This window comes from Geodermatophilus sp. FMUSA9-8 (assembly GCF_037034165.1).
Taxonomy (GTDB): Bacteria; Actinomycetota; Actinomycetes; order Mycobacteriales; family Geodermatophilaceae; genus Geodermatophilus; species Geodermatophilus nigrescens.
The window spans coordinates 672,838-697,208 of the sequence record NZ_JBAGKE010000001.1 but is presented as its reverse complement, the minus strand read 5'-3'; the positions used below and the strand labels follow the sequence as shown (position 1 = coordinate 697,208).

The 24,371-nt window shown below is 75.1% G+C and carries 24 protein-coding genes; 8 read left to right on the top strand and 16 right to left on the bottom strand.

What is annotated here, in order from left to right; translation table 11 throughout:
- Positions 1-42 precede the first annotated feature (42 nt).
- Complete coding sequence (argG, locus tag WA616_RS03395) at positions 43-1,497, top strand: argininosuccinate synthase (RefSeq protein WP_336027309.1); 1,455 nt, start codon at positions 43-45, stop codon at positions 1,495-1,497.
- Positions 1,498-1,548: 51 nt separating this feature from the next.
- On the opposite strand, the gene WA616_RS03390 is transcribed toward argG, so the two are convergent.
- Genes WA616_RS03390 through WA616_RS03375 form a run of 4 tightly spaced genes read right to left on the bottom strand, consistent with a single transcriptional unit; the run spans position 1,549 to position 6,210 of the window.
- Complete coding sequence (locus WA616_RS03390; RefSeq protein ID WP_336027308.1) at positions 1,549-2,847, bottom strand: ABC transporter permease; 1,299 nt, start codon at positions 2,845-2,847, stop codon at positions 1,549-1,551.
- A 26-nt stretch (positions 2,848-2,873) separates the two neighbouring features.
- Positions 2,874-3,665, bottom strand: coding sequence for an ABC transporter ATP-binding protein (locus WA616_RS03385; protein ID WP_336027307.1), 792 nt, complete (start codon positions 3,663-3,665; stop codon positions 2,874-2,876).
- Positions 3,662-5,206: a hypothetical protein gene (locus WA616_RS03380; RefSeq protein WP_336027305.1), complete on the bottom strand. Its 1,545-nt coding sequence runs from the start codon at positions 5,204-5,206 to the stop codon at positions 3,662-3,664. Before WA616_RS03380 ends, WA616_RS03385 begins: the two co-directional genes overlap by 4 nt.
- 2 nt (positions 5,207-5,208) lie before the next feature.
- Positions 5,209-6,210: a hypothetical protein gene (locus WA616_RS03375; RefSeq protein WP_336027303.1), complete on the bottom strand. Its 1,002-nt coding sequence runs from the start codon at positions 6,208-6,210 to the stop codon at positions 5,209-5,211.
- A gap of 300 nt (positions 6,211-6,510) precedes the next feature.
- Between WA616_RS03375 and WA616_RS03370 the strand changes: the two genes are divergently transcribed.
- Positions 6,511-6,855, top strand: coding sequence for a putative quinol monooxygenase (locus tag WA616_RS03370; RefSeq protein ID WP_336027301.1), 345 nt, complete (start codon positions 6,511-6,513; stop codon positions 6,853-6,855).
- Positions 6,852-7,199: an ArsR/SmtB family transcription factor gene (locus tag WA616_RS03365; protein ID WP_336027299.1), complete on the top strand. Its 348-nt coding sequence runs from the start codon at positions 6,852-6,854 to the stop codon at positions 7,197-7,199. Before WA616_RS03370 ends, WA616_RS03365 begins: the two co-directional genes overlap by 4 nt.
- Positions 7,200-7,272: 73 nt before the next feature.
- On the opposite strand, the gene WA616_RS03360 is transcribed toward WA616_RS03365, so the two are convergent.
- The 3 genes from WA616_RS03360 to WA616_RS03350 all read right to left on the bottom strand — a co-directional run bounded on the left by WA616_RS03360 (position 7,273) and on the right by WA616_RS03350 (position 8,469).
- A complete protein-coding gene (locus tag WA616_RS03360; protein WP_336027298.1) occupies positions 7,273-7,554 on the bottom strand; it encodes a winged helix-turn-helix transcriptional regulator in 282 nt (93 codons plus the stop codon).
- Positions 7,551-7,955 carry a VOC family protein gene (locus WA616_RS03355; protein ID WP_336027297.1) on the bottom strand — a complete coding sequence of 135 codons (405 nt, stop codon included), beginning with the start codon at positions 7,953-7,955 and terminating at the stop codon, positions 7,551-7,553. The genes WA616_RS03360 and WA616_RS03355 overlap by 4 nt, the downstream gene beginning before the upstream one ends.
- A 121-nt stretch (positions 7,956-8,076) precedes the next feature.
- Entirely contained in the window at positions 8,077-8,469 is a 393-nt protein-coding gene (locus WA616_RS03350; protein ID WP_336027296.1) for a VOC family protein, read from the bottom strand.
- A 50-nt stretch (positions 8,470-8,519) separates the two neighbouring features.
- Here WA616_RS03350 and WA616_RS03345 point away from each other — a divergent pair, with 50 nt between their 5' ends.
- A complete protein-coding gene (locus tag WA616_RS03345) occupies positions 8,520-9,404 on the top strand; it encodes a pentapeptide repeat-containing protein (RefSeq protein WP_336027295.1) in 885 nt (294 codons plus the stop codon).
- On the opposite strand, the gene WA616_RS03340 is transcribed toward WA616_RS03345, so the two are convergent.
- From WA616_RS03340 to WA616_RS03305, 8 genes are all read right to left on the bottom strand, one after another.
- Complete coding sequence (locus tag WA616_RS03340; RefSeq protein ID WP_073420172.1) at positions 9,349-9,783, bottom strand: hypothetical protein; 435 nt, start codon at positions 9,781-9,783, stop codon at positions 9,349-9,351. The two genes, WA616_RS03345 and WA616_RS03340, sit on opposite strands and share 56 nt — an antisense overlap.
- A 38-nt stretch (positions 9,784-9,821) precedes the next feature.
- Positions 9,822-10,217, bottom strand: a complete 396-nt coding sequence (locus tag WA616_RS03335) for a hypothetical protein (protein ID WP_336027293.1) — start codon at positions 10,215-10,217, stop codon at positions 9,822-9,824.
- 10 nt (positions 10,218-10,227) lie between these two features.
- Positions 10,228-11,634 (bottom strand): Re/Si-specific NAD(P)(+) transhydrogenase subunit beta, encoded by a 1,407-nt coding sequence (gene pntB / locus WA616_RS03330; RefSeq protein ID WP_336027291.1) that lies wholly within the window; start codon positions 11,632-11,634, stop codon positions 10,228-10,230.
- 4 nt (positions 11,635-11,638) lie between these two features.
- On the bottom strand, positions 11,639-13,183 hold the full coding sequence (locus tag WA616_RS03325) for a Re/Si-specific NAD(P)(+) transhydrogenase subunit alpha (RefSeq protein ID WP_336027289.1): 1,545 nt from the start codon (positions 13,181-13,183) through the stop codon (positions 11,639-11,641).
- Between the two features lie 173 nt (positions 13,184-13,356).
- Positions 13,357-14,589, bottom strand: a complete 1,233-nt coding sequence (locus tag WA616_RS03320; RefSeq protein ID WP_336027288.1) for a serine hydrolase domain-containing protein — start codon at positions 14,587-14,589, stop codon at positions 13,357-13,359.
- A 147-nt stretch (positions 14,590-14,736) separates the two neighbouring features.
- Positions 14,737-15,888 (bottom strand): acyl-CoA dehydrogenase family protein, encoded by a 1,152-nt coding sequence (locus WA616_RS03315; protein WP_336027286.1) that lies wholly within the window; start codon positions 15,886-15,888, stop codon positions 14,737-14,739.
- Between the two features lie 7 nt (positions 15,889-15,895).
- Positions 15,896-17,071, bottom strand: a complete 1,176-nt coding sequence (locus WA616_RS03310; protein ID WP_336027285.1) for an acyl-CoA dehydrogenase family protein — start codon at positions 17,069-17,071, stop codon at positions 15,896-15,898.
- A gap of 173 nt (positions 17,072-17,244) precedes the next feature.
- Positions 17,245-18,918, bottom strand: a complete 1,674-nt coding sequence (locus WA616_RS03305; protein ID WP_336027283.1) for a carboxylesterase/lipase family protein — start codon at positions 18,916-18,918, stop codon at positions 17,245-17,247.
- A gap of 132 nt (positions 18,919-19,050) precedes the next feature.
- Between WA616_RS03305 and WA616_RS03300 the strand changes: the two genes are divergently transcribed.
- Positions 19,051-20,226 carry an MFS transporter gene (locus tag WA616_RS03300; protein ID WP_336027282.1) on the top strand — a complete coding sequence of 392 codons (1,176 nt, stop codon included), beginning with the start codon at positions 19,051-19,053 and terminating at the stop codon, positions 20,224-20,226.
- A 7-nt stretch (positions 20,227-20,233) separates the two neighbouring features.
- Here the strand turns inward: WA616_RS03300 and WA616_RS03295 are convergent, their stop codons facing one another.
- Positions 20,234-21,304: a DUF3616 domain-containing protein gene (locus WA616_RS03295; protein ID WP_336027280.1), complete on the bottom strand. Its 1,071-nt coding sequence runs from the start codon at positions 21,302-21,304 to the stop codon at positions 20,234-20,236.
- 63 nt (positions 21,305-21,367) lie between these two features.
- On the opposite strand from WA616_RS03295, the gene WA616_RS03290 reads away from it, so the two are divergent.
- From WA616_RS03290 to WA616_RS03280, 3 genes are all read left to right on the top strand, one after another.
- The gene (locus WA616_RS03290) at positions 21,368-21,838 is read left to right on the top strand and encodes a TFIIB-type zinc ribbon-containing protein (RefSeq protein ID WP_336027278.1); all 471 of its coding nucleotides are present in this window, start codon (positions 21,368-21,370) and stop codon (positions 21,836-21,838) included.
- A gap of 70 nt (positions 21,839-21,908) precedes the next feature.
- A complete protein-coding gene (locus tag WA616_RS03285; RefSeq protein WP_336027276.1) occupies positions 21,909-22,850 on the top strand; it encodes a ribonuclease Z in 942 nt (313 codons plus the stop codon).
- Between the two features lie 32 nt (positions 22,851-22,882).
- On the top strand, positions 22,883-24,367 hold the full coding sequence (locus WA616_RS03280; protein WP_336027274.1) for a mannitol dehydrogenase family protein: 1,485 nt from the start codon (positions 22,883-22,885) through the stop codon (positions 24,365-24,367).
- The last annotated feature ends 4 nt before the right edge of the window (positions 24,368-24,371 follow it).

Genomic DNA, 24,371 nt, shown 5'->3' with positions numbered 1-24,371 from the left:
CCGGTCGTGAATGGTCATGCGTGAGCGTGCATAATCTCTCTCGTGTCCAAGGTGCTCACGTCCCTGCCCGTCGGCGAACGCGTCGGGATCGCCTTCTCCGGTGGTCTCGACACCTCCGTGGCGGTCGCCTGGATGCGCGACAAGGGCGCCGTCCCCTGCACGTACACCGCCGACATCGGCCAGTATGACGAGCCCGACATCGCCTCGGTGCCCGGCCGTGCCTCCGCCTACGGCGCGGAGATCGCCCGGCTGGTCGACTGCCGGGAGGCGCTGGTCGAGGAGGGGCTGGCGGCCCTGACCTGCGGCGCCTTCCACATCCGCTCCGGCGGGCGCAGCTACTTCAACACGACGCCGCTGGGCCGCGCGGTCACCGGCACGCTGCTGGTGCGCGCGATGCTCGAGGACGGCGTCGGCATCTGGGGCGACGGCTCGACGTTCAAGGGCAACGACATCGAGCGCTTCTACCGGTACGGCCTGCTGGCCAACCCGTCGCTGCGCATCTACAAGCCGTGGCTGGACGCCGCGTTCGTCGAGGAGCTCGGCGGCCGGCAGGAGATGTCGGAGTGGCTGACCGCGCACGGCCTGCCCTACCGGGACAGCGCGGAGAAGGCCTACTCCACCGACGCGAACATCTGGGGCGCCACCCACGAGGCCAAGCGCCTCGAGCACCTCGACGCCGGCATCGAGATCGTGCAGCCGATCATGGGCGTCCGGTTCTGGGACCCGGCCGTCGAGATCGAGACCGAGGACGTGACGATCGGCTTCGCCAACGGGCGGCCGGTGTCGGTGAACGGCAAGGAGTACGTCTCCGCCGTCGACCTGGTGCTCGAGGTCAACGCGATCGGCGGCCGGCACGGGCTGGGCATGTCCGACCAGATCGAGAACCGGGTGATCGAGGCCAAGAGCCGCGGCATCTACGAGGCGCCGGGCATGGCGCTGCTGCACGCCGCCTACGAGCGGCTGGTCAACGCGATCCACAACGAGGACACCCTCGCGACCTACCACACGGAGGGCCGGCGGCTGGGCCGGCTGATGTACGAGGGCCGGTGGCTGGACCCCCAGGCGCTCATGCTGCGGGAGTCGCTGCAGCGGTGGGTCGGCATGGCCGTCACCGGTGAGGTCACGCTGCGGCTGCGGCGGGGCGAGGACTGGTCGATCGTCGACACCACCGGCCCCGCGTTCAGCTACCACCCCGACAAGCTGTCGATGGAGCGCACCGAGGACCCGGCGTTCGGCCCGACCGACCGGATCGGCCAGCTGACCATGCGCAACCTCGACATCGCCGACTCCCGCGCCAAGCTCGAGCAGTACGCCCGGCTCGGCATGGTCGGCGGCGGCGGGAGCGAGACGGCGGTCATCGGTGCGGCGCAGGCCGCGGCCACCGGCCTCATCGACGGCATGACCGAGGGCGGCGCCGAGGCGATCGCCGGCCGCGCCGTCGCCGGGGTCGACGACGAGGCCCTCGACCGCGCCGCCATGGAGTCCGGCACCGACTGACGCCCGGGTCCGCCTCCCGCGCGCGGGAGGCGGACCTCGGCGGAGTGGCCGTCAGGTGCCCCCGCGGAGGGCGTCGACGGGCTCGATGCGGGCCGCGCGACGGGCCGGCAGACCGCCGGCGACCAGGCCGACGACCGCGCCGAGCAGCGCGCCGCCCAAAGCGACCCACGGGTCGACGACGGGGGTCCAGCCCCGCACCACGGAGACGCCGACGACGGCGAACACACCCAGGGCCGCGCCGATCAGGCCGCCGAGCAGGCCGACGACGACCGACTCGGCGACGAACTGCCCGGCGATCTGACGCCCGGTCGCCCCGATCGCCCGGCGCAGGCCGATCTCGCCGACCCGCTCCATCACCGACAGCGTCGTCACGTTCGCGATGCCCACCCCGCCGGCGAGCAGCACGATCACCGACAGGACGAGGAACACCTCGTTCACGTCGGCCTGCACGTCCCGCCCGAGCTCGGACCGGCCGTCCGGGGCGTCCACCTCCAGGCTCTCCGGGTCGTCCGGTGCCAGCGCGAGCGCGGCCTGGCCGCGCAACTGGGGGCCGGCCCCCACGGCGATGCGGGCCTGCGCGTCGCCGGGGGCGGCCAGTCCGAAGTCGGCACGGGCCGTCCCGGTGGGGAGGATGACCGCGCCGAGCAGCTCCGCGCGGGCGTCGAGCGAGGCGACCACGCCCACCACGGCGTAGGCGATGCCGTCGATGAACACCGAGGGCTGCGTGTCGACCCGGACGACGCCCAGCCGCTCGGCCACGCGGGCGCCCAGGACGGCCACCCGGTCGGCCCGGCGGTCGTGCCCGGCGTCGAAGAAGCGGCCGGTGGCCAGCTGCCCACCGAGGGTGTCGAGCAGCTCGTCGGAGGCCGCGTACACCGGGGGAGGGGCGCTCGGCGGCTGCGACGGGTCGTTGACCGGCACCGTCGTGACGACCGCCTCGGGCAGCGGCACCTCGGCCAGCAGTGTCGCCGACTCGATCCCGGCGAGCCGCTCCAGCCGGGGGACGGCGTCCCAGGGCAGCGCCGTCGTCGCGACGGTCGTCCCGCCCCCGGTGCTCGCCGTCCGCGGGGTGACGACGAGCTGGGTGACCGAGGCGGCGTCGAACTGGCGGGCGATCTGCGCGGCAGCGGTCTGGGCGAGGCCGATGGTGGCGACGAGCGCGGTGATGCCGAGCACGGTGCCCAGGACCGTCATCACCAGGCGCCCGGGCCGGGAGCCGATGTCGGCGGTGGCCTCGCCGAGCAGGTCGGTGAAGCGGAAGCGGTCGGCCGGCGCGACCGGGCTCCCGGGAGTGGGGACGGGCCGCCGTCGCAGGCGGGCCGGCAGGTGGGGCCGGGGCAGGCGCCGCACGCGGGACGGCGGGGTGGCCCGGCCCGTCACCCCGCCTCGCTCACGCGGCCGTCGGCGAGCCGGATCCGCCGGGAGGCCCGCCGCGCCACGTCCGCGTCGTGGGTGATGACCACCAGGGTCAGCCCGTCGGCGTGCAGCTCGTCGAACAGGGCCATGATCTCCCCGGACGTGGCCTGGTCGAGGTTGCCGGTCGGCTCGTCGGCCAGGAGCACGCGGGGACGCGAGGCGACCGCGCGGGCCACGGCGACCCGCTGCCGCTCTCCTCCGGAGAGGGTCCCGGGCAGGAAGCCGACGCGGTGGCCGAGGCCCACCCGCTCGAGGGCCTCCCGGGCCCGCGGCTCCCGCTCGGCGCGCGGGGTGCCGTTGTAGAGCATGGGCAGCAGTACGTTCTCCAGCACGCTGCGCCGGGACATCAGGTGGAACGCCTGGAAGACGAAGCCCAGGTGCCGGGCGCGCAGCGCGGCCCGCTCGTCCTCGTCGAGCGTCCCGGTGAGCACCCCGCCGAGCCGGTACTCGCCGACCGTCGGGCGGTCGAGGAGCCCGAGGACGTTGAGCATCGTGGACTTACCCGACCCGCTGGGGCCGGTGACGGAGACGTAGTCGCCGTCGGCGACGGACAGGCTGACCCCCTTGAGCGCCTGCACCTCGGGAGGGCCGGGGAACGACCGGGTGACGTCCCGCAGCTCGATGGCCGGCGGCGCGGCGGGCTCGGTGGCAGACAGGCTGGCCGGCAGCGTGGCCGACACCGTGGCAGGGACGGTGGCCGGCAGCGGCTCCGTCGCCGGGTCGGCGGCCGCGGCCGCGGGCCCGGTCGTCACCGGCCGACCACCACGAGGTCGTCCTCCTCGAGGTCGCCCTCGACGGGGCGGACCTCGACGGCGCCGTCGGCGGCCAGCCCGGTCTCGACCACGACCGTGCGGGTCTCGACGCGGGCGCCGTCGCGCGGGTCGCCCTCGACCACCTCGACCCGTGCCTCCCCGCCGGGCCCGGCGCTCAGCGCGGCCAGCGGCACGGAGAGCACGTCGCCGTCCGTCGCCCCCACCGGGATCCCGACCCGCACGTTGGCGCCCTGCAGTTCGGCGACCTGCTCCGGCGTGAGCGGGGCGGGCTCCAGCTGCACGGTCCACCGGGCCTCCTCGCCCTCGCCCGGGGTGACCTCGGTGACCGTGGCGGGGTGCTCGGTGCCGTCGGGCAGGTCGAAGGCGGCCGTCATGCCCGGGCTCAGCAGCCGGGCGTCCGCCGCCGCCACGGTGCCCGACAGGCTGAGGGTGGCTCCGGACACGGTCATCGCCGTGCCCTGGAGCACCGCACCGCGCCGCGCCTCCACCGCGTCCACCCGGCGCGGGAGCTGCGTGAGGTAGAGGACCTCGCCGGCGGGCAGGGCCGGCAGGGCGGCCTCCCGCGCCCGTCCGAGCTCCTCGCGCGCCAGGGCGAGCTGGTCCTCGGCGGCGGACAGCGAGGCCCGCTGCGCCGTGGTGTCGGGCGGTGCGTCGAGCGCCTGGCGCCGCAGCTGGGCGAGGGCCAGGGTGTCCCGCAGGTCGCCGATCGTGACCGCGTCGTCGGGCGTCGCGGCGAGGGCGGCGTCGAGGGCGCGCCGCGCGCTGGCGACCGCGTTGTCCGCCTCCCGGACGTCGACCGCCGACGGTCCGCTCCGGGCGCTGGTCAGCTCGGCCTGCGCGGCCGCGACCGCCTGCTCCGCGCCCCGGACGGCGTCCTGCGCCGCCAGCACGCCGTCCTCGGAGCCCTCCTCGGGAGCCGGTGGCGGGTAGCCGGCCTGCGCGTAGAGCGCGGTCACCGCGGCGGCCGCGGTCTGGTCGAACACGTCGTTGCCGGGGTCGCCGGCGTCCAGGCCGACGGCGCGCACGGCCTCCTTGAACTGGACGACGTCGGGTCCGGAGACCCCGACGCGCAGCGTCCGGTACGCCGGCAGCTCTCCCGGCAGGACGACGACCGGGCGGCCGGCGATCTCCAGGGCCACCTCCACCGCGTCCAGCTCGGAGCCGACCTCCGGCACCTGGCCGGTGACGACGGCGGGGCCGGGGACGGCGGAGGTGTCGATGGTGACCTCGACGGAGTCGGCGTACCCGACCTCGCCCCGGATGGTGACGTCGTTGCTCAGCGCCCCGAAGGCCACGGGCACGGTGACCAGGCCGGGCGCCGGCGCCTCGTCCGACGTGGCGTCCGGCGCGACGAGGAACCGGCCGGTGAGCAGTCCCGCGACCAGCGCGACGACCGCCACCGCGGCGGTGCCCCACAGCGGGCGGTTGCGGTGCAGCAGCGAGAGCCAGGCCGACCACCGGGAGGCCCTCGTCCCGGTCGTGGCCGGCGGGTCGAGGTCCTCCACGTCCGGTCCGGTCACCGTCAGTCCCGCTCGGCCGCGGCGACCAGCGCGTCCAGCTCCGCCCGGTGGTCGTCGATGAACTGCTCCTCGACCTCGTGGGTGATCTCGGTCGAGCGGTCGCGGTAGTCGGTCTCCTCACGGCAACCCAGGTCGGCCAGGGCGAGCTCCACCTCGCGCTCGGCCAGCGCGTCGAGGGCGGCCTGGTCGGGCTCGCCGGTCGAGGTGCCGTCCTCGGACATGGCGACGTCCTCGTAGACCGCGTTCAGGTCGTCGTAGACGGAGTTCTGCGCGTCGACCTGGGTGGCGTGACCCCCGTGGCCGGCGGCGTCCATGCACGCGGCCCACTCGGCGTCCAGCTCGGCCATGCCCGGCCACGTCGGCATGTTGGTGTACAGCTCGTCGATGGCCGCGAACAGGGACGCGAACTCCTCGGACTGGGAGAGGTCCTCGCCGGCGACCTCGTGCTGGGCGGCGCCCTGGCAGCCGGCGGTGGTCCAGTCGTACTCGTAGGAGCCGTCCTCGGCGAGGTCCTCCTCGTCGGGCATCGGGCCCGACAGCGCCTCGTAGAAGGCCGTCTGCTCCGACTCCGACAGGCCCGCCACGTAGTCGGCGTTGGGGTCGACGAACTCCTCCTCGGGCGCCGGCTGCTCGGTGTAGGGGGACGTGACCGCGCCGTAGCCGTACTGGCTCACCCAGTCCCGGTCGTCCGGCTCCCACTCGACGTCCTCGTAGGAGACGAAGCCGGCCGACTGCGTGTTCGGCGTGTACTCGAAGCCCTGCTCCTGCATGCAGCCGGCGATGAGCTCCTCCGTGCGCTCCTGCTCCTCGGCGAACCGGCGCTCCTGCTCCTCCGGGGAGAGGTCGCCGCCGTAGAGGGCGTCCAGGTACTTCGACAGCGGGGAGGTCTGCTCGGCGGCGTCGGCTGCCGCACCGGAGTCACCGTCCGAGCCGGAGCAGCTGGACAGGAGCAGCGCGAGGGCGGCCACGGCCGACACCCGGGCGAGAGCAGGACGGATGTTCACGAGGCCTCCCGACGGACGATCTGTGCGCACCGTAGGGGGCCGGAACCGCTGCGTACATCATCCTCGGGACGGATCCGCACGGGTGTCGTCCGGGAGGGTCGCGGCGGCCCCGGCACGTCCCGGAGGCCCGCCCGCGGCCGCGTAGTGGAGTGCTCGACAGCGCAGCTTGGGTGTACGGTTCAACGACCTTTGAACCTGCTGTCAGGGGAGCATCCGATGACGACGCAGACCGGACCCGTCGGTACGGGCGATCAGTCGGCTGACCGTGCGACCACCGAGGAGCGCCACAGCGGTGTCCTCATGACCGGTCACGACGGGGAGGACGGGACGAAGGCCTTCTACATCCTCATCGAGGCGCGCCCCGGCAAGACGGACGAGGTGCGCGAGATGCTGGCCGACATCCTCAGGTGCGTCCAGGACGAGCCGGCCACCGGCCCCTGGTACGCGGTGCAGCACTCGGAGACCACCTTCGCGATCTTCGAGGTCTTCCCGGACCTCGCGGGGCGTCGGGCGCACGTGGCCGGCGGGGGCGGCGACGTCTTCCGTGACGTCGAGCGCATGAACGACATCCTCGCCAGGCCGGCTCACGTGCAGAAGGTCGACGTCCTGCTGAGCAAGCAGGTCTTCACGGCGCTGCCGCGGTGACCCGGGACCAGCTGCACCCGGACCTGGACCAGATCGGCATGGCCCAGGTCCTGCACGGGTTCGCCGACCCCGCGCGCCTCCACATGGTCAAGACGATGTACGAGCTCGGCGAGTGTCGGTGCTCGCTCGTCTACGCCGATCTCGGGCTCAGCAAGTCCAACGCCTCGCACCACTTCCGGGTCCTGCGGGAGAGCGGCATCCTGCGGCGCAGCCAGCGGGGCGGCCAGCAGTACGCCGCGTTGCGCGCCGAGGAACTGGAACAGCGCTTCCCGGGGCTGCTCGCCTCCGTGTTGGGCAACATCGACGTCGCGGAGCCCGACCGGAGCGCTCCTCGCACGCAGTAGCGCCATCGGTCCTCCGTGCGGTCGTGGCGCCACCGTGTGCCGTGGGCCGCGTCGAGGCGGCTCCACGCCGTACCTAGGTCCGCTCGGCGCCCCAGCGTGCGAGCGCGACGATCGCCTCGCGCAGGGCGAGCCCGCGATCGGTCAGCGCGTAGGCCCGGGTGTTGTGCCGCAGCGGCAGGCGGGTCAGGACGCCGGCCGCTTCGAGCTCGCGCAGGCGGGTCGCGAGCACGTTCGTGGGGACCCCGAGGTCGCGCTGCAGATCGCCGTAGCGCTGCGGCCCGTCGAGCAGTCTCCCCACGATCAGGAGGGCCCACCGGGCTCCGACGACGTCGAGCGCCGCGGCGAGGTCGCTCACGCGGTCGGATCGTCGGCCGGCTTCATCCAGAACGGCGAGTAGTGGTAGCCGTCGAGGTCGTCGAACTGGCGCTGGTACATGAAGGGGTAGTCGTCGGTGTCGCCGATCCGCCCGCCCGCGGCGCGGGCGCGCTCGGTGAGCGCGTCGACCGCCTCGCGGCTGCCCAGGTCGAAGGAGACGGTGACCTTCGAGGGCGTGCCGGGTCCGCCCACCAGGTCCTCGGTGCCGCCGACGCTCGCGTACATCTGGCGGCTGCCGAGCATGACGTACTGCTCGGGCGCGATCGCGAAGCACGACACGTTGTGGTCGGACATCTCGGCGTCGAGGGTCCAGCCGAGGGCGGTGTAGAAGGCGGTCGCGCGCTCGACGTCCTCGACCGGGCAGGTGATGAAGAGGCTCATGCGGTGGACACTTGCAAAATGCAAGTGCGGCGTCAAGTCCCGGTCGCGTGCTCCGTGTCGACGTCCCTCGGGCCGCCCCCAGGGACGTGTGCCGTCGGGTCCGCCCCCTGGGCGGCCGGCGTCACCCGGGCGGGCGGACGTCGACCCGCAGCGGGTGGTCGGCCGGCACCTCGACGAGCACCAGCGCGACGCCGTCGGGGTCGGCGACCGTCGCCTCGAGCAGCCCCCACGGCATGCGCTCGGGCGGGGAGACGACGGGGACGCCGGCCCGCGAGAGCCGGTCGGCCTCCGCGGTGAGGTCGCGCACCTGGACCCACAGCGCCAGGCCCCGCGGCGGCTCGGCGGCCTGCCCGGACACCTCGAGCAGGCCGTTGCCGAGGAAGAACACCACCCCGCGGTCCCCCGGCGGGCCGAACTCGCGGTACACGGCCAGCCCGAGGACGTCCCGGTAGAAGGCCTGCGAGCGGGCGGCGTCGGTGGGGCGGAGGAGCACGCGGCTGCTCAGCACGTCCATGCCGCCCATCCTCTGCCCGCCCGTCCTCTGCCCGCGCATACCCTCGGCCGGTGACCCCTCCCGCCCCGCCGGCGGCGCCTCCCGCCGACCGGCGGCGGGACCTGCGCGCCGACTGCTCCGCCTGCGCGGGCCTCTGCTGCGTGCTGCCCGCCTTCGCCGCGTCGGCGGACTTCGCGCTCGACAAGCCGGCCGGACAGCCGTGCGTCCACCTGACCGGCCTGGACGTCGGGGCGGCGCGCTGCGGCATCCACGCCGACCTCCGGCAGCGCGGCTTCCCCGGCTGCACGGTGTTCGACTGCTTCGGCGCCGGCCAGCGGCTCGTGCAGGTCGCCGCCGTGGAGCGCCCGGCATCCGACCCCGGCGTGGCCGCCGCCTTCCCCGTCCTGCGCCAGCTGCACGAACTGCTCTGGTACCTCACCGAGGCCGCCACGCTGCCGCTCGAGGCACCGCTGCGGGACGACGTCGCCGCTCTGGCGGAGCGCACCGAGCGCCTCGCGGCCGGCACGCCGGCCGAGCTGTCGGCCGTCGACCCCGCTGCCGTCCGCGCGGAGGCCGGCGAGCTGCTCGGCCGGGTGAGCGCCGCCGCCCGCCCCGGCGGGCGCGACCGCCGCGGCGCCGACCTCGTCGGGGCGGCGCTGCGCGGCGCGGACCTGCGGCGGGCCGGCCTGCGCGGCGCCTACCTGATCGCCGCCGACCTGCGCGGCGCGGACCTGCGCGGCGCCGACCTCCTCGGGGCGGACCTGCGGGGCGCCGACCTGCGTGGCGCCGACCTCACCGGCGCGCTGTTCCTCACCCGCCCGCAGGTGGCCGCCGCCCGCGGCGACTCCGCCACCCGGCTGCCGGCCGGGCTGGAGCGTCCGCCGCACTGGGCAGCAGCGGTCAGCCCGCCGCGTCCTCGTCGTCGGGGCGGCCGCGGCGGCGCAGCAGGCCGGTGACCCCGATGACCCGGTTCTGCGCCTGACGGATCGTCGCGATCATCGGCATGAGGTCCTCGTCGATCGTGCGGATGATGTCCGGCACCGCGTCGACGGCGGGGTCGTCGAGCACCCGGCCGACCCGCTCCAGCCCCGGCTTCAGTGCGCGCACCGGCTCCTCGAGCTCGCCGACCAGCGTCTCCAGCCGCTCGGCGGTGCGCTGCGCCGAGGAGATCGCCGACGTCGCCGTGGAGGTCGCGGCGATCAGCTCGCGGACCGCGCCGTTGAGCTCGGTCAGGGTGCGCGGCAGCTGGGCCAGCGCCTCGGTCTGCGTCTGCAGGAGCGTCAGCAGCTCCGTGAAGCCGGGGATCTTCGGCATGCCGAGACGGAAGGGGTCCACACCGCCAACCGTCGTCCCCCCGCCGTGCGCACCGCAACTCAGCCGGGCAGCACCTCGCGCCACCGCTTGCCGGCGGCCCGGCCGCTGCGGACGTCGGCGAGGCCCCGCATGGCGTAGAGGTCGTGCCAGGTGCCGGTGAGCAGCCCGAACACCCCGACGCCGGTCTCGAGCATGGAGGGGTTCGGCGGAGGCATGCCGTTGGGCCGGACGAAGGTGACCTTCCACCGCTGACCGGCCGCCGTCAGCTTGAGTCCGCCGCCGAACCACCACCACGGCCAGGACACGTCGGTCACCTGCGCCAGCGGGACGTCGAACACCGGGGTGTCGCTGACGAAGGTCAGCCCGCCCTGCGCCGTCGCCAGGTAGCCGGGGACGTTGCGCAGCCCCCCGATGAGCCACGCCGGTGAGACCAGTGCCTGCGTCGTGGGGTGCACGCCGTTCCTCTCAGAGAGCCCTCAGGATGTCCTCGACCCGCTCGCGCGCGTCGCCGAACAGCATCCGGGTGTTCTCGCGGAAGAACAGGGGGTTCTGCACGCCGGCGTAGCCGGTGCTCATCGACCGCTTGAACACCACCACGTGCTCGGCCTCCCAGACGTGCAGCACCGGCATGCCGGCGATCGGGCTGCCCGGGTCCTCGGCCGCGGCCGGGTTGACCGTGTCGTTGGCGCCGATGACCAGCACCACCGACGTCTTGGCGAGGTCGTCGTTGATCTCGTCCATCTCGAGGACGACGTCGTAGGGCACCTTCGCCTCGGCGAGCAGCACGTTCATGTGCCCGGGCAGCCGTCCCGCGACGGGGTGGATGCCGAAGCGGACCTCGACGCCCTTGTCGGTGAGGGTGCGGGTGAGGTCGGCGACGGCGTTCTGCGCGTGCGCGACGGCCATGCCGTAGCCGGGGGTGATGACGACGGAGTCGGCGTCGCGCAGCAGCTGCGCGACCTCCTCGGCGGTGACCTCGGTGTGCTCGCCCTCGACGGCGGCCGCCGCGGTGCTGCCCTCGTTGCCGAAGCCGCCGGCGATCACCGACAGGAACGAGCGGTTCATCGCCTGGCACATGATGTAGCTGAGGTAGGCACCCGAGGAGCCGACCAGCGCGCCGGTGATGATGAGCAGGTCGTTGTCGAGCAGGAAGCCCGACGCCGCGGCCGCCCAGCCCGAGTAGCTGTTGAGCATCGAGACGACGACCGGCATGTCGCCGCCGCCGATCGAGGCGACCAGGTGCCAGCCCAGGCCCAGCGCCAGCACGGTGAGCCCCGACAGCACGCCGAGGCCGGGGGAGACGACGAAGACGACGGTCAGGCCGACGAACACCGCGAGCGCGCCGACGTTCAGCGCGTTCTTGCCCGGCAGGACCAGCGGGTTGCTCCTGATCCGCCCCGACAGCTTGAGGAACGCGACGATCGAGCCGGTGAAGGTGACCGCGCCGATGAAGACGCCGATCGCCACCTCGGCGGAGTGGATGCCGACCGGCAGCCCCAGCTCCTCGGCCTCGCCGGCGGGCGCGCCCTCCACCGACAGGTAGCCGTTCCAGCCGACGAGCACCGCGGCCAGGCCGACGAAGCTGTGCAGCAGCGCGATGAGCTCGGGCATGCCGGTCATCTCGACGATGCGCGCCCGCCAGATGCCGATGGCCGCACCCAGGGCCATGGCGACGACGATCAGCCCGACGGCGAGCGCGTCGCCGTTGCGCCAGGCCAGCCCGATGGTGGCGACCAGCGCGATGGCCATCCCGGCGATGCCGTAGGCGTTCCCGGCCTTCGCCGTCTCGTGCCTCGACAGGCCGGCCAGGCTCAGCACGAACAGCAGGCCCGCGACGATGTAGGCGGCCGAGGCCGCGGTGGTGGCGGACATGGCGTCAGGCCCTCCGGAACATGCCGAGCATGCGGCGGGTCACCGCGAAGCCACCGAAGACGTTGATGCTCGCCAGCAGCACGGCGAGGAAGGCGAGCACGGTGACCACCGTGCTGACGTGCCCGAGCTGGAGGATCGCGCCGACCACGATGATCCCGGAGATCGCGTTCGTGACGCTCATCAGCGGGGTGTGCAGCGCGTGGTGCACGTGCCCGATCACGTAGAACCCGACGACCACCGACAGCGCGAACACCGTCAGGTTGCCGATGAGCTGGTCGGGGGAGAACGCGGCCAGCAGGAACAGCAGCGCGGCGCCGAGCCCGACCAGCGCGGCCCGCCGCCCCGGTGGTGCGGGGGCCTTCGCGGCCGGTGGTGGCAGCGGCGCGGGGGCCGGGGCCGCCGCGGGCGCCGCGGAGACCTGCACCGGCGGCGGGGGCCACAGCTGCTCGCCCGCCCGGGCCACGGTCATGCCGCGGACGACGACGTCGTCGAGGTCGAGGACCAGCCGCCCGTCCTTGCCGGGGGTGAGCAGCTTGACCAGGTTCACGAGGTTCGTGGCGAACAGCTGCGAGGCCTGCGCGGGCAGCCGGGCGGGCAGGTCGGTGTAGCCGATGATCGTCACGCCGTTCGGCGTCACCACCACCTCGTCGGGCACCGAGCCCGCCACGTTGCCGCCCTGCGCGGCGGCCATGTCCACGACCACCGACCCGGGCTTCATGCTCGCCACCATGTCCTCGGTGAGCAGCCGGGGCGCGGGGCGGCCGGGGATCAGCGCGGTGGTGACGACGACGTCGACGTCGCGGGCCTGCTCGGCGTACATGACGGCGGCGCGCGCGTTGAAGCTCTCCGAGGTGACCGACGCGTAGCCGGTGCCCGATCCCGATGCCCGACCGGCGGCCTGCTCCTCCTCGTCCGCGGGGACGCCCACATACTCCCCGCCGAGCGAGCGCACCTGCTCGGCCACCTCGGGGCGGACGTCGGTGGCCCGCACGATCGCGCCCAGGCTGCTCGCGGCTCCGATCGCGGCGAGCCCCGCGACGCCGGCGCCGGCGACGAACACCTTGGCCGGCGGCACCTTGCCCGCGGCGGTGACCTGGCCGGTGAAGAACCGGCCGAACGCGTGCGCGGCCTCCACGACGGCGCGGTAGCCGGCGATGTTGGCCATCGACGACAGCACGTCCAGCGACTGGGCGCGGGAGATGCGCGGGACGGCGTCCATGGCCAGCGCGGTGACCCCGCGGGCGACCAGCGCGTCGAGCAGGTCGGGGGACAGCGCGGGGGCGAGCAGCGAGACGAGCACCGCGTCGGGCCGCAGCCGCGCGACCTCGTCGGGGGTGGGGGCGTTGACGTGCAGGACGACGTCGGCACCCCACGCCTGGGCCGCCGACCCGATGCGGGCGCCGGCCGCGACGTAGGCCTCGTCGGGGAAGTCGGCGCGCCCTCCGGCGCCGGACTGGACGAGGACCTCGTGACCGAGGGCGAGCAGTTGCCCGACGCTCACGGGCGTCGCGGCCACCCGCGTCTCGTTCCGTCGGGTCTCTGCCGGCACACCGATGAGCACGCGCACTCCAACGTCAGTTCGGGCCGGCCCCGTTGCCGGCGTGACTGGGTGGTGCAGCGGGGAGGCGGGCGGCCCGACCCCGGTGAGGCATCGTGGCAGGCCGATCCGGCATCCGACCCCAGCCGGCCCCGTTTCGTGACGCGGATCGCACCGGGCCCGGGTCAGCCCACGCGGTCGGCGACGTCGCGCAGCACCGCCGTCCAGTCCTCGAGGACGGCCTCCCGGCCCGTGCGGACGACGACGACGTCGGTGGCCGGGTCGACGTAGACGAACTGGCCCTTGTTGCCGCGCGCGGAGAACCGGCCCTCGCGCTCGGTGTCCACCCACCACCAGTACTGGTAGTGCTCGGCCGGGTCGCCGCTGGTGTCCCGCGCGGTCGCCTCGGCCACCCAGTCCGCGGGCACCACCTGCCGGTCGCCGGCGCGGCCCTCGCGGGCGAACAGCAGGCCGAAGCGGGCGTAGTCCAGCGCGCGGGCGTTGAAGCCGCTCTCCATCTTCGGGAAGCCCGACGCCGTGCTGTCGGCGCTCCAGCTCGCGTCGGCCTCGGCGCCCATCGGCCCCCACAGCGCCTCGGCGGCGAACTCCTCGACCGGCTCGCCGACGGCCCGCTCGAGCACCATCCCGACCAGCAGCGGGTTGTAGTTGTTGTACAGCCAGGTCCGCCCCGGCGGCTCCTCGACCTCGGCGGTCAGCGCGAGCGCGCGCAGGTCGGGGGCATAGTAGGTGAGCGCGTCGTCGCTCCAGGGCAGGCCCTGCTCCTCGTAGGACAGGCCCGAGGACATGGTGACCAGGTGCCGCAGGGTGACCTCGGCGAAGCGCGGGTCCCGGTCGAGGAGCTCGGGGACGTAGGTCGTGACCGGGTCCTCCAGGCTGCCGATGTACCCGCGCTCGATCGCCAGGCCCACCAGCGTCGAGAGCACCGACTTGGCCACGGAGAACGACGTCTGCAGCGACTCGCGGGACTGCCCCTCGCCGTAGCTCTCCAGCAGCACCTCGTCGCCGCGCAGCACCACGAACGCCGTCGTCTCCGTGCGCTGCAGCAGCGCGTCGAGGTCCTCCTCGCCGGAGCCGGGCACCGTCACGCGGTCCAGGACGCCGTCCGGCAGCGAGCCCTCGCGCAGCGGCAGGACGTCGTCGCCGGCCGGCACCGGCAGGGCGGGGAAGCGCAGCCGGTCGTCGACGTCGGCGTCCATCCACACCAGCGCCCGGGCGATCCCGGACGAGTCGAGCGAGGCGCGCGCCCACAGCTGCGAGCCACCGCCGAGCGCGAGCGTCCCGACGAGGACGGCGACCAGGCCCGCGGCGACCCGTCCGCGGCGGCGGCGGACCAGCCGCGCGGCGCCCCATCCCAGGGCGACGGCGACGACGGCGACGAGGAGCAGCCAGACGACCACGGCAGCGCAGGGTAGGTGCCCGGGGCCCGGAACGGCAGCGGCCGGCGCCCCCCGGAGGGGACGCCGGCCGCCGTCGGTGAGGTGCTGGAACGGCCTCGGTGCAGGGGCCCACCGCGAGCGTGCGAGCGGTGGGGGGCAGCGAGGTCCTTATCCCGTGTAGGGCGCGCCCAGCGGGTCGACCGTCGGGTAGCTGTCGACGGAGGCGGCGAGGCGGTCGGCCGCCCAGTCGCCGTCGCCGAGCACGTGGTCGATCGCGGTGAGCCGGCTGGTGTAGTGGCCGACGCTGTACTCCGCGGTGACGCCGATGCCGCCGTGCAGCTGGATGGCCTCCTTGCCCACGTGCCGGCCCGCGCGGCTGGTCTGCAGGCGGGCCCGGTCGCCGGCCGCGACGACGTCGCCGCCCGCGTCGGCCACCATGCTCGCCCACAGCGCGGTGCTGCGGGCCAGCTCCACGGACACGTACATGTCCGCGGCGCGGAAGGTGAGTGCCTGGAACCGGTTGAGCGTGACGCCGAATTGCTTGCGGGTCTTCAGGTACTCCGCGGTGATGCGCAGCGCGCTCTCCATCGCCCCGACCGACTCGTTGGCGTATGCGATGCGGGCCAGGGCCTGCACCCGCTCGACGTCGGCGCTGCGGTCCGCGGTGCCCTCGCCGAGCAGCTCGGCCGGGGTGCCGTCGAGGGTCACGTTGGCCGCGCGGCCGCCGTCGTGGGTGCGGTAGCCGGTGCGGGTCAGGCCCGCGGCGTCGCCCCGGACGAGGAACAGCGCGGTGCCGCCGTCGACCGCCGCCGACACGACCAGCACGTCGGCGCGGGCGCCGTTGGCGACCGGCTCCTTGACGCCGGTCAGCCGCCAGCCGTCGCCGTCCTGCGTGGCGGTGACCGCCGACGCCGACGGGCTCCAGCGGGTGGCCGGCTCCGCGTGCGCGAAGGCGAGCACGCTGCCGCCCTCCGACAGCGGCCCGAGGACCGCCGTCCGCTGCGCGGCGGTGCCGACGGCGGCCACCAGGCCGCCGGCGAGGACCACGGCCTCGACGAAGGGCTCGGGCGCCAGCACCCGGCCCATCTCCTCGGCCACGATGCCGACCTCGATCGGGCCGGCGCCCATGCCGCCGTCCTCCTCGGCGAAGGGCAGGCCCAGCACGCCCATCTCGGCCAGCTGCGCCCACGTCTTCTCGTCGAAGCCGGGGTCGCTCCCGACGACCGAGCGGCGCCGCTCGGTGTCGGGGTAGGCGCGCTGCAGCAGGCCGCGCACGGCCTCCCGCAGGTCGTTCTGCTCGCTGTCGTAGGTGAAGTCCACGTCTACCTCACAGCCCCAGGATCGTGCCGGCGATGATGGTCCGCTGGACCTCGTTGCTGCCTCCGTAGATGGAGACCTTGCGGTAGTTCAGGTACTCGGGCGTCGCCACCCGGGCCCAGTCGGGGACCGCGGAGCCGCCGTCGGCGAAGGAGGCCAGCGAGAGCGGGCCGGCGATGTCGACGATCAGCTCGGTGGCCGCCTGCTGCAGCTCCGAGCCGCGCAGCTTGAGCACCGACGACGCCGGGTGCGGCTTGCCGTCGGCGGAGTTCGCGACGACGCGCAGCGCGGTGAGCTCCAGCGCCAGAAGCTCGTTCTCCAGCTCGGCGATGCGGGCGGTGGTGCGGGGGTCCTCCGACAGCGGACGGCCGCCGGCGGTGATCTCGCGGGCGAACTCCTTGGCCTGCGCGATCAGCTTTTTGGTGGCGCCGACGCGGGCGATGCCGACGCGCTCGTTGCCGAGCAGGAACTTGGCGTAGTCCCAGCCGCGGTTCTCCTCGCCGACGAGGTTCTCGGCGGGGACGCGGACGTCCTCGAAGAAGACCTCGTTGACCTCGTGGCCGCCGTCGATGAGCTGGATGGGCCGCAGCGTGACGCCGGGGGTGTCCATCGGGAAGACCAGCATCGAGATGCCGCGCTGCTTCTTCTCCGCCGTCGGGTCGGTGCGCACCAGGCAGAAGATCCAGTCGGCGTGCTGGCCGAGGGTGGTCCAGGTCTTCTGACCGTTGACCACCCAGTCGTCGCCGTCGCGGACGGCGGTGGTGCGCAGCGACGCGAGGTCGGAGCCGGCGTCGGGCTCGGAGAAGCCCTGGCACCACCAGATGTCGAGGTTCGCGGTCTTCGCCAGGAAGCGCTCCTTCTGCTCCTGGTTGCCGAAGGCGGCGATGACCGGCCCGATCATGCTGGTGTTGAAGGCCAGCGGCTCGGGGACGCTGGCCAGCTGCATCTCCTCGCGCCAGATGTGGCGCTGCAGCGGCGTCCAGTCGCGGCCGCCCCACTCGACCGGCCAGTGCGGCACGGCCAGGCCGGCGGCGTTGAGGGCCCGCTGGGCCTCGATGTACTGCTCACGGCTCACGTGCCGCCGCGCCGCGACCTGGTCGCGGATCTCCTTCGGCACCTGCGTGGTGAAGAAGGTGCGCATCTCATCCCGGAAGGCCTCCATCTCCGGGGAAAGCTGCAACCGCATGGGACCTCTCTCCTGACGGCGACGGCGCCGTCTCGACGTGTCCCCCGACGATCCCACACCTGTTACTCGGGAGTAGATCCGGAGTGACCGGGCGCGTCGGGCCGGGGGAGGGTGGACGTACCCGGGCCCCGGACGGCGGCTGCCGCCCGGGGCCCGGGGTGCTGCTCAGCGCGTCAGAACGTGTCCCAGAACGCGCAGTTCGCGTCCGCGGCGACGTCGACCGGCCCGATGCCCCCGGCGGAGGCGAGGTCGAGGCCCTGGACGTCGGACGGGTCGGAGTACCGGTGCCAGGCCGGCACGCCGCGGCCGTTGGGGTTGCCGGTGGCCGCGAAGTTCGTCCAGTACCGCACCATCGCCGTCGACAGCTCCTGCTGCTCGGCGGTCAGGCCGTCCCCGAACAGCCCGGGGAACAGGAAGGGCAGCTCGCCGGCGTGCTGGGCGCCCTCGTCGTAGAGCCCCGCCGGGAAGGAGAACGGCGGCCGCGAGAAGTCCAGCAGCGGGTCCGCCGTCTGGTCGCGGAACTGGTAGGCGTAGACCCGGTCGCGCCGCGGCCGCTGGTCGAGCGCCTCGTAGGCGTCGACGTGCTCGCAGGTCGACAGCGCGCTGCCGGTGTCGCTGGCGATCGCGGCGAGCACCCGCAGCGGCGAGCCGTACTCCGCCAGCGGGTAGCGCGCCGCGACCTCGCCCGCCCGGGCGCCGTAGCGCTGCGCCAGCACGGTGTCGTAGTTGCGCGGGTCGAGCAGCGTCGGCAGCTGCGCCGAGGGGACGCCCAGCGGGGTGAACAGCGTGTTCTCGTCCTGCAGGTTGCCGTGGATCACCGGCACGCGGTTCCAGGTGCCCGAGGTGATCGCGTCGGCCGGCTGCACCGGCAGCGACGACCCGCCGACGACGAACGAGCCGCCGCCGGCCGGCCACGCGCGCAGCAGGTCGGGCACCGGGACCCGCTGCAGGCACGCGACGACCGCGGCACCCTCCCCGGTGCACCCGACGGCGGTGGACACGCCCTCGCCGACGGTCTCCGCCTCGTCCAGGGACGCGTAGCGGGTGGTGCAGCTGTAGCTCTGCGCGATGGCCTTGTCGAACAGCCCGGCGGCCGTGGGGGAGGCCAGCTGGGCGCAGACCGACGACGCCCCGGCCGACTCGCCGAAGATCGTCACGTTGCGCGGGTCGCCGCCGAAGGCCGCGACGTTGCGCTCCACCCACCGCAGCGCGGCCTGCTGGTCGAGCAGGCCGGCGCTGCCGGAGCCCGCGTCGCCGATCGCCGCGGACAGGTCGTCCTGGGCGAGGAAGCCGAACGGGCCGAGCCGGTAGTTGACGGTCACGACGACGGCGTCGCCCTCGAGGGCGAGCTCGCTGGCGTCGTAGCGGTCGCCGCTGCCGGTGCGCCAGGAGCCGCCGTGGATCCACACCATGACCGGCAGCCGGTCGCGGCGGGCGTCCAGGCCGGCGGGCGTCGTGACGTTCAGGTAGAGGCAGTCCTCCTCGGTGGAGGACGTCGGGTTGGTCAGGCTGGACACCTGCGGGCAGGCGCTGCCCGGCTGCGTGGCGTCGAGCGTCTCCTCCCACGGCTGCACCGGCTGCGGCGGGCGGAACCGGAGGTCCCCGACCGGCGGGGCGGCGAACGGGATGCCCTGGAAGAGGCGGTGGTCGCCGGGGCGGGAGCCCGCGACGGCCCCCTCGGCGGTCTCGACCACCAGCGGCGCGCGGTCGGGCGGGCCGCCGGGACCCGCTGTGCCGGGACCCGCTGCGGCGGGGGACGCGGTGGCGAGGACGCCCGCGGTGAGCGCGGCGCCGGTGGCGGCGGCGAGCAGCGACCTGCACGCCCGCCGGGGGAGGGAGAGGGGCACGGGGACCTCCAGCGTTCCGGCCCGCCACGTCGGTGTGAGCTGGGCCACGGACGGGTGGGACACTAGACGCAGGTGTTCCACGACCGGCGGCCGCCCCCCGGGTGCCGGTACCGCCGGGAGCAGGATGTCCCGGTGCCCGGGGGGAACCGCCTGCTGCTGGCCGCGGTCCTCCTCACCGCGGTCAACCTGCGCGCCGCGATCGCCGCCGTCGGGCCGGTGCTCGACGACGTCCGCGCGGACACCGGCCTGTCCGCCGCGGCCGCCGGGCTGCTCACCACGCTGCCGGTGCTGTGCTTCGCCGTGCTGGCGCCGGTGTCGGCCGCGACGGGACGGCGGCTGGGCGCGGGGCGGGCGGTGCTCGCGTCGCTGCTGCTGCTCGCGGCCGCCCAGGCGCTGCGGGTGCTCGACGGGCCGCCGGTGCTGCTCGCCGGCACCCTCGCGGCCGGCGCGGCGATGACGGTCGGCAACGTGCTGCTGCCGGCGGTGGTGAAGGCCGGGTTCGGCCGGCGGGCGGGCACGGTCACCGGCCTCTACACCGCGGCGCTGGTGACCGGGGCCGCCGCGGGAGCCGCGTTCACCGCCCCGCTGGCCTCCGTCCTGGGCTGGCGCGGCGCGCTCGCCGCCGAGGGCGTGCTGGCCCTGGTCGCCGCGGTGGTGTGGGCGCGGGCCGCCCGGGGCGCCGACGCCACGGCCCCGGCCCGCACGGCACCCGGCGGTGCGGCGCCCGGCGGCTCGGCGCCGGTGTGGCGCTCGCCGGTGGCCTGGGCGGTGACCGCGGTGCAGGCGCTGCACTCGACGCTGTACTTCTCGCTCACCGCCTGGCTGCCCACGCTGCTCGCCGACCGCGCCGGCACCGACGCGGCCACCGGGTCGCTGGCCGCGTCGGTCTACCAGGTGCTCGGCGTTGCGGGCAGCCTGCTGGTGCCGGCCGTGCTGGCCCGCGCGCGCGGGCAGTCGGGGCTGGCGCTGGGGGTCGCCGCGCTGTGGGTGGTGCCGGTGGCCGGGCTGCTCGCCGCGCCGGGCGCGTGGCCCGCGTGGGCGGCGGTCGGCGGGCTCGCGCAGGGCGCGGGCATCGCGCTGGCGGTGACCCTGGTGGTGCTGCGGTCGGCGGACGCGGGCGTGGCCGCCCGGCTGTCGGGGATGAGCCAGCTCGTGGGCTACGCCGTCGGCGGGCTCGGCCCCGTCGTCGTCGGGGCGCTGTCGGAGGCCACCGGCGGCTGGACCGTGCCGCTGGTGCTGCTGCTCGCCGTCGGCGCCGGGCTGGCGGCGGCCGGCGTGGCCGCCGCCCGCCCGGTGCGGATCGGCTGAGCCGGGGTCAGGGCAGCTGCACGACGTCGGCCACCACGCCGCCGTCGTCGGTGAGCCGCTCGGGGGCCGGGCTGTCGTAGACGACGAGCAGCCGGCCGCCGGCCGGGTCGCCCAGCAGGCCGATGCCCTCGGGGTGGTCGTCGCCGTCGCCGAAGGGGAGCGCCAGCTCGCGGGTGAGCTGGTCGCCGCGGACGACGGCCGGCTCCTCGCAGACCACCGCGCCGTGCCAGCGGTAGACGTACACCGGGCCGTCGAGGTCCATGGTCGGGCCGGCGAGCACCAGCAGGTCGTCGCCCTGCGGGCACAGGTCGCGGACGCCGAGCCCGGCCAGCCGCAGGACGTGCTTGCGGTAGCGACGGCCGTCGGGGAACTTCCGGAGCCGCAGGCGGGCGGGGTCGCGCTCGTCGACCTCGGGCCGCAGCTCCAGCACCACGGCCCAGCCGCGCAGCACCGGCCCGCGCAGGCCGAGGTAGACCCGCTCGCCCGCGACCGCGATGCCCTCGACGTCGAGGCCGTTGTCCTTGCTCGGGATGCCGAGGAACGGGCCGAGGTGCTCGTCGTCGGCCAGCAGGTCGCGCAGGTCCTTGCCGCGGGCGCCGAAGACGGCGGCGCTGCGGGTGCCGTCGTCCTTCACCAGGGTGGGCAGCCCGTCGACGTCGACCACCGGGATGCGCGCGATGATCTGCCGCCGCGGCTGCCCGGTGATGGTGGCGAGCCGGCGCAGGGCCTTGGCGCCGTCGTGCTCGTCGCGGATCCGGCGCCGGCGCAGGCTGTGCGACCCGACCGCCCACACCGCGCCGTCGTGGCGGGCGATGCCCTCGATGTCGGCCTCCTCCTCGACGTCGGGGCCGGTGCCGCCGGGCAGGGGGACCAGGTCGGCGAGGGAGAAGGTCGTCTGGTCGCCGTAGGCGGCCGGGTCGGCGGGGTCGTCGGCGACGAGCCGCTCGATGGTGGCGGTCTCGTCGCCGGCCACCCAGAGGACCGGCCCGTCGCTGCGGACGGCGGAGAGGTTGGTGTGCGTGCGGCTCTCGCGCGAGGCCGTGCCGAACCGGAGGGTCACCGTGCGGGTCGTCGTCACGGGCGGGCACTGTGGCACGGTCCGCCGCTGTCCGGGGGCCTCGGCGTCGTCGTACCGTGCGGCATGGATCTCGTCTGTCCCAAGTGCCAGGGCGCGATGCGCACCTACGAGCGCAACGGCGTGCACGTCGACCAGTGCACCGAGTGCCGCGGCATCTTCCTCGACCGCGGGGAGCTCGAGCGCCTCATCGACGCGGAGAACACCTGGCACGGCGCCGCGGCCGGCGGCCAGCACGCCCAGCCCGCGGCCCAGCAGCAGTACGGGGCGCCCTCGCACGGCCAGCAGCACGGCCAGCAGCACGGGCAGCAGCAGTACGGGGCGCCCCAGCACCAGCAGCAGTACGGCCAGCAGCAGTACGGCCAGCAGCACGGCGCGCAGTACCCGGCCGCGGCGGGCGGGGCCGGCCTCGGCGCCGTCGTCAACGAGGTGCTCGGGGCCGTCCGCGGCTCGCAGGGGCACTCGTCGTCGCACGGCTCCCACGGCTCGCACGGGAAGAAGCGCAAGGAGTCGTTCCTGTCCGACCTGTTCGGCTGACGCGCGGTCGTGCTCTGCCCACCGTGGTGTGCAGAGCACGACCCGCCGAGGGACGGCTAGCGTGCCCTCCGTGGCGGCGCGCGAACTGGTCGTGCTCGGCACCGCGAGCCAGGCGCCCACCCGCACCCGCAACCACAACGGCTACCTGCTGCGCTGGGACGGCCGCGGCTTCCTCTTCGACCCCGGCGAGGGCACCCAGCGGCAGATGCTGCTGGCCGGCGTCCCGAGCAGCGCCGTCCACCGGATCCTCGTCAGCCACTTCCACGGCGACCACTGCCTCGGCCTGCCCGGCGTCGTCCAGCGGATGTCGCTCGACGGCGTCGCCCACCCGGTCACCGCGCACTACCCGGCGTCGGGTCAGCAGTGGTTCGACCGGCTCCGCCACGCGTCGGTGTTCGCCGACCGCGCCGAGATCCGCGAGGAACCGGTGCACGACGACGGCGTCCTGGCGGAGGACCCCGCCGGGACGATCGAAGCGCGTCGGCTGGAGCACCCGGTGCCCTCGGTCGGCTACCGGCTCGTCGAGCCCGACGGCCGGCGGATGGTGCCCGACCGGCTCGCCGCAGCCGGGGTGGCCGGCCCCGACGTCGGCCGGCTGCAGCACGAGGGCGTCCTGCGGGTGGGGGAGACGACGGTGCGCCTGGAGGACGTCAGCGAGCCGCGGCGCGGGCAGGTGTTCGCCTTCGTCATGGACACCCGCATGTGCCTCAACGTCGCGGCGCTGGCCGAGGGCGCCGACCTGCTCGTGATCGAGTCGACCTTCCTGGCCGAGGACGAGGCGCTCGCCCGCCGGTACGGCCACCTCACCGCCCGGCAGGCGGCGCGGGTGGCGGCCGACGCGGGCGTCCGGCGGCTGGTGCTCAGCCACTTCTCCCAGCGCTACCCCGACCCGCGCGCGTTCGAGGAGGAGGCGCGGGCCGAGTTCGACGGCGACCTCGTCGTCGCCGAGGACCTCCAGCGGGTGGCGGTGCCCGCCCGGGCCCCGGCGGGTGAGAGCGCCGCGGACGGGTAGCCCCCGCGCACCGCACCCGAGGAGGACCGCCGATGCCCCGGCTCGACGCCACGACGCTGCCCCACCTGAGCCCCTCGGTGTGGACGCCGCGCTACGACCGGTCGGAGGTCGGCGTCGGGATCGTGCACCTCGGCGTCGGCGGCTTCCACCGCTCGCACCAGGCGGTGTACGTCGACCGGCTGCTCGAGTCCGGGCAGGTGGACTGGGGCATCTGCGGCGTCGGCGTGCTGCCGTCGGACCGGCGGATGGCCGAGGTGATGGCGGCGCAGGACCGGCTCTACACGCTGGTGGTCAAGCACCCCGACGGCTACCTCGACGCGCGGGTGGTCGGCTCCCTCGCCGAGTACCTGCTCGCCCCCGACGACCCGGACGCCGTGGTGGAGCGGATGGCGGCGCCCGGCACCCGGATCGTGTCGCTGACGGTCACCGAGGGCGGCTACAACACCTCGCACGAGACCGGCCGCTTCGACACCGGGGCGCCCGCCGTCGTCGCCGACCTGCGGCCCGGATCCCCGCCGCGGACGACGTTCGGCCTGGTCACCGAGGCGCTGGTGCGCCGGCGCGAGCGGGGGCTGCCGCCGTTCGCCGTCGTCTCCTGCGACAACATCCCCGGCAACGGGCACCTGGCCCGGGAGGCGTTCGCCGCCTTCGCCGGGCTGCGCGACCCGGCGCTGGGGGAGTGGGTGGCCGGGGAGGTGGCCTTCCCGAACTCGATGGTCGACCGGATCACCCCGGTCACCACCGACGCCGACCGCGAGCAGGTGGCCGCCGCGATCGGGGTCGAGGACGCCTGGCCGGTGGTGTGCGAGCCGTGGACGCAGTGGGTGCTGGAGGAGTTCGCGGGCGGGCGGCCACCGCTGGAGGACGTCGGCGTGCAGGTGGTCGCCGACGTCGCCCCGTACGAGCTGATGAAGCTGCGCCTGCTCAACGCCGGCCACCAGGTGCTGGCCCACCTCGGGCGGCTGGCCGGCCACGGGTACGTGCACCAGGCCAGCCAGGACCCGCTGTTCCGCGAGTTCCTGGCCGGCTACCTCGACGAGGAGGCCACCCCGACGCTGCCGCGGGTGCCGGGCATCGACCTGCGCCGCTACAAGGCCGACCTGGTGGGCCGCTTCGCCAACCCCGCCGTCGCCGACACCCTGGCGCGGATCTGCGAGAACGCCTCCGACCGCATCCCGCAGTTCCTGCTCCCGGTGATCCGCGCGGACCTGGAGGCCGGCCGCGACGTCCGCCGGTCGGTGGCGGTGCTGGCCGGGTGGGCGCGCACCGCGGAGGGCGCCGACGACGCCGGCCGGCCCCTCGAGCTGTCCGACCCGCGAGGCGAGGCGCTGGCCCGCCGGGCGCGGGACGCCGACCCGCTGGAGTTCCTCCGCGAGCGCGACGTCTTCGGCGACCTCGCCGACGACCCGCGGGTGGCGGAGCCCTTCGTCGCGACCCGGGTCGCGCTGCGCGAGCGGGGCGCCCGCGCGACCGTCGAGGACCTCGTCCGCGGGCGGCGGCGGCGCCGGGCCGGGTAGAACG

Coding starts and splice junctions, on each gene's coding strand:
- WA616_RS03370 (WP_336027301.1), top strand. CDS start 6,511: ATGACCGGTCACGACGGGGAGGACGGGACGAAGGCCTTCTACATCCTC.
- WA616_RS03355 (WP_336027297.1), bottom strand. CDS start 7,955: ATGAGCCTCTTCATCACCTGCCCGGTCGAGGACGTCGAGCGCGCGACC.
- WA616_RS03350 (WP_336027296.1), bottom strand. CDS start 8,469: ATGGACGTGCTGAGCAGCCGCGTGCTCCTCCGCCCCACCGACGCCGCC.
- pntB (WP_336027291.1), bottom strand. CDS start 11,634: ATGTCCGCCACCACCGCGGCCTCGGCCGCCTACATCGTCGCGGGCCTG.
- WA616_RS03310 (WP_336027285.1), bottom strand. CDS start 17,071: ATGCGGTTGCAGCTTTCCCCGGAGATGGAGGCCTTCCGGGATGAGATG.
- WA616_RS03290 (WP_336027278.1), top strand. CDS start 21,368: ATGGATCTCGTCTGTCCCAAGTGCCAGGGCGCGATGCGCACCTACGAG.
- WA616_RS03280 (WP_336027274.1), top strand. CDS start 22,883: ATGCCCCGGCTCGACGCCACGACGCTGCCCCACCTGAGCCCCTCGGTG.